This is a genomic window from Streptomyces sparsogenes subsp. cuspidosporus (assembly GCF_039532705.1).
GTDB classification, from domain to species: Bacteria; Actinomycetota; Actinomycetes; order Streptomycetales; family Streptomycetaceae; genus Streptomyces; species Streptomyces sparsogenes.
Genome location: NZ_BAAASD010000105.1, coordinates 1 through 4,103 on the forward strand (window position 1 = coordinate 1; position 4,103 = coordinate 4,103).

4 protein-coding genes are annotated in these 4,103 nt (G+C 66.6%); 1 reads left to right on the forward strand and 3 read right to left on the reverse strand.

What is annotated here, in order from left to right; genetic code table 11:
* The first annotated feature begins 302 nt into the window (after nt 1-302).
* The gene (locus tag ABFY07_RS42405; RefSeq protein WP_346179572.1) at nt 303-1,505 is read left to right on the forward strand and encodes a helix-turn-helix transcriptional regulator; all 1,203 of its coding nucleotides are present in this window, start codon (nt 303-305) and stop codon (nt 1,503-1,505) included.
* Nucleotides 1,506-1,627: 122 nt separating this feature from the next.
* Here the strand turns inward: ABFY07_RS42405 and tgmC are convergent, their stop codons facing one another.
* From tgmC to tgmA, 3 genes are all read right to left on the reverse strand, one after another.
* Entirely contained in the window at nt 1,628-2,767 is a 1,140-nt protein-coding gene (gene tgmC, locus ABFY07_RS42410; RefSeq protein ID WP_346179573.1) for an ATP-grasp peptide maturase system methyltransferase, read from the reverse strand.
* Nucleotides 2,757-3,737 carry an ATP-grasp ribosomal peptide maturase gene (gene tgmB / locus ABFY07_RS42415; RefSeq protein WP_346179574.1) on the reverse strand — a complete coding sequence of 327 codons (981 nt, stop codon included), beginning with the start codon at nt 3,735-3,737 and terminating at the stop codon, nt 2,757-2,759. The genes tgmC and tgmB overlap by 11 nt, the downstream gene beginning before the upstream one ends.
* Nucleotides 3,737-4,103: putative ATP-grasp-modified RiPP (gene tgmA, locus ABFY07_RS42420; protein ID WP_346179575.1), on the reverse strand; the 367-nt coding region annotated here is incomplete at its 5' end. The genes tgmA and tgmB, both read right to left, overlap by 1 nt.

Genomic DNA, 4,103 nt, shown 5'->3' on the forward strand with positions numbered 1-4,103 from the left:
GGCGGTGGTGCGTGTCGGAGGGGGAGTGGGGGTCGGCTGCGGTTCGGGGGTGGCGGTTCGGCGGCCGAACAGGGCCTTTTTCACTCGTCCGAGTGATCGTGGTACGAATTGCATTGTCGTTCTGCTCCAGTCAGATCGGCCATGCCCCCGGGCCGCTGCAACGGTCGCGGGGGTCTTGGTTGCCCGGCCACTCAATCGTGCGGGACAAGTCCGCGCCACTGCAAAATCCCTGCGTCTGCGCTGCGTTGTGGCTGCAAGGAGTACGCTGACCAGGGGAGACAACACCCGGACGGAGTGCGGGCATGGCAGCTGAGCGGCGAAGCTTCGCGGAGCGACGAAGGGCGTGCGGCTACACGCAGGAATCCTTTGCGGAAGCCATGAGAGTGGACCGGACCACGGTGTATCGGTGGGAGCGTGGTGAGGCAGCTCCACAACCGCATCAGCGCCCGAAAATCGCCAAACTCCTGGAGATCGAAACCAGCGAGCTGGACGGACTTCTTGCGTCGGGTTCGTCTGCTCCTGCGCGCGTTAATTCATGGAACATCAGTCGTGGCCTTGCCGATGACGACGAACAAGAGGCTTGGGAACTGGCGCGGAGAGTGGAAGCGAGCGACGTAGGTCCCCAGACGCTCAAGAGGCTTGAGCGCGCCTTCGACGACTTGGCGACCGCCTATCCTGTGACGCCCCCGCAGGAGCTCCTGCAGCGCGTGAGGCGCCACTGTTCCTACGTGGCCCGCCTGTTGGCCGGACGGAAGACACTCGCCGAGCATCGACGACTGCTGGTCGTCGGCGGCTGGCTCTCTCTTCTCGGCGCGACGCTTCACATCGACCTGAAGCAGGAACACTCGGCCACGGCCCGGCTGCAAACAGCCGTGACACTCGCACGGGAAGCAGAGCACAGGGAGATCGAGGCGTGGTGCTTCGAAACCGAAGCCTGGCGGGTCCTGACCGATGGGAATTATGCGCGAGCTGCTGAGCTTTCGAGGACTGCTCAGAGTATTGCGCCTGCTGGGACCTCCGCTCTGATTCAGGCAACGGCGCAGGAGGGGCGTGCTCAGGCAAGGCTGGGCCATGGGAAGGAGACGTACTCGGCGATCGATCGAGTGCAGCAGATGTCTGCCGCTCTCGGATTACCGGAGCGTCCCATGGAGCACCACTACCAGTACGATCCGGCGAAATCCCTCGCGTATACGGCAACGACGCTCGCCTGGCTGGGTGATTCCGCTGCGGAAGGATATGCCCGTGAGGTGATTTCGCGGTTGAACCCGAGCGGCGATATCACCACGTGGCCGCGCAGAGTGGCCTCCGCGAACATTGACTTGGCGCTGGTGTTGCTGACGGAAGACCGCCTCGACGAGGCGTGTGACGCAGCCCAGAAAGCAATCTTGAGCGGGCGCGTCGTGCCCTCCAACCACTGGCGGGCGTTGGAGGTCGTCAAGGCCGTTGAGGCAAGAGAACTGCCCGAGGCTTCAGACCTGCGCGAAGCGTACGAGGGGCTGAAGTAGGAGGGCACGCACCACCCTCGGTACCTCGAGGTTTGGAAGCCCCCGTCGGTCCAATACTCACCACAAAGTGACCGGCATTGACCTCAGGTCCAGCTGACCGCCCCCTGACGGCACCCACGGGGTCAGGCGGGCAGTGACCAGTTCGGGCCGTCGGGATCGTGCAGCCAGACGGTCTGTGTCTCGTCCGTTGCCGTCATCCCGAAGGCCGACTGGTCGGGCGCCCCAACCCTCTGCCACGTCACCAGGGCCTCCTCGACCTGGTCCCACAGCCGCAGCGGCCCGTGCTGGTGAACGGTCCATCCGTCACGGTCCGTCTCGGTCCACGCCTGAGAACCGGTGGCCACGTCGGCGAGGACCACGTCGGTGTCTCCGGAGATCCAGAATTCGGCGGAAGGGGCCGCGAGCTGCGCGACGAAGTGACCAGTCCACTCCTCAAGAAGCGCGGGATCGACACGGCTGGGGCGGGCCCGGCCGGGGAGCCGATGGAACACGGGCCGAGGCGGTCGTTCGTGAGGGCGGGCCAGCATGTACGAGACCGTGTCCCCGGTGAAGCGACCGGTCGCGGTACCACTGTCGTCGACCGTGAGGCGGATGAGTCCCGAGGCGAGCATCCAGCCACTGAGGGTGGTGGTGATGCTGCCGCCGTCGCGGATCTGCCACAGCCAGGGGCGGGGGATGTGCCGGACGGCACAGGTGGCCACCACGGCGTCGTACTCGCCGCCCTCGCTGTACCCCTGCAGCCCGTCACCGGTGACCAGGGTGGGGGAGTAGCCGATCGAGTTGAGGCGATCGGCGGCCGTTTCGGCCAGGCGGGGGTCGTATTCGATCGATGTGACGTTCGCGTCGCCCAAGCGGTGGCAGAGGATCGCGGTGGAGTAGCCGGTTCCAGTGCCCACTTCAAGCACCTTGTGTCCGTTTTGGATCTCTGCCACTTCGAGTGTCCGTACGACGAGGGACGGCAGGGTGGAGGAGGAAGTGGGTCGGCCGGCCAGCGGCCCGGTGGCATCGCCGGCGTCGATGCCATCCACCTGGGTGACCCACGTGGTGTCGGAGTAGGCCAGGCGCAGCCACTCGTCCTCGCCCACCCGGGACCGGTTGACCGGCTCCCACGTGGAACCACTGGGCCGGTAGAAGTCCGTCCCCAGGAACACTTCCCGGGGGACGGCTTCGACCGCCGCCAGCCAGGCGGGGTCGGTCGTGCGGGCTTTCTCGCTGATCTGTTCTGCGAGAGCGCGGCGGAGTCGGGCGGCGTCAGCGGGCATGGGCGTTTCCTGGGGACTGGAGTCGGTCGGCGAGGGCAGCGGTGATCCGCTCTGTAATGGGGTCGGGAAACCAGGCCCACTGGCCGTTGGGATTGCATTCATACATCCACCACCGACCGTGTCGGTCCAGACCGAAGTCGAAGGCTCCGAAGACCAGCCCGAAGGCATCGAGATAGGCGCGGACTGCCTTGGCCACTTCCGGTGGCGTCTCGATCAGGGTGTACGAGAGCGCGTCGTAGTCCCGTCGCCAGTCCAGCCCCGGCGCGCCGTCGATGCGGACGGCGAACAACTGATCGCCCACAGCCGTCAGGCGGATGTCGGCGACTTTGTCCACGCGCTGCTGGAAGAGATGGGCAGTCCGCCCGACCTCGGTGTCGATCTCCGAGGGGGCCACCTCCTCCACCCACACCGTCAGGGCACGGGAGTCATCGCCGTGATAGTCGGTGTTACGCACGGGCTTGTACACCACGGGCCCGCACTCTCTCGCGAACCACCGTGCCCGCTCGGCATCGTTCGTGACGAGGGTCGGGGGCACATCCAGCCCACATCGTGCCGCGACGGCGAGCTGGGCGGGCTTGTGTTCGGCGTCGCGGTTGCGCCATGGATGGTTCACGTAGTGGGCGTCGGGCAGTGCCCCGAGCAGCCCACCGAGGCCGTATCGGGCCTGGTCGGCACACCAGTGCGCGTCCTGCGGCCTCATATCGTCGGCGACGCTGTAGGGGCTTGGGCGTCGCCAGTAGACCGACCTTATCCCCCGAAGGTCTGCGATACGGGAAGGGGTGCGCAGGCTGCCGCTCAGGCCGTGATTGCCCAGGTAGGCATTCACCGCCACGGAGGTGGGGAAGTCACCGGGGTCCAGCCTTACGATCGGGATCCGTCGCGCGTTCAGTTGCTCGATCACCAGGTCGGCAGTGGCGTCGGCCACCTTGGTGACGACGAGCACGACCGCGTTGCGGCCGGCGTTGCCCATCAGTCGGTCTCCTGGTCGCTTCCCTCGTCCGTATTGCCGTCCAGACTCGTCTTCGGCTTCGTCTCCTTGGCCGTCGAGGGCTTCTTGTGCTTCCCCGTGATCGGTACGACCGTGCCGTTCGCGTCGACCCACTGGCCGGTTTGTGTCTCCGGGTTCAGCACGGTGGTGGAGTGGGGGAGCGGTTCTCCGGCGGGGAAGGGCCTCATGCGGGTCAGTCCCCACGGAACGGGAGCGTGGTACGCCGGGTCGGTGTCCCGCATGAGGGGGATGGTCCACCCGAGCGGGATCCGGGGCAGTCGCAAGCGTGTCTGCTCCGCGTGTGACACGGGGCGTGGCATGGGGGTGGGGGCGGTGGTGCGTGTCGGA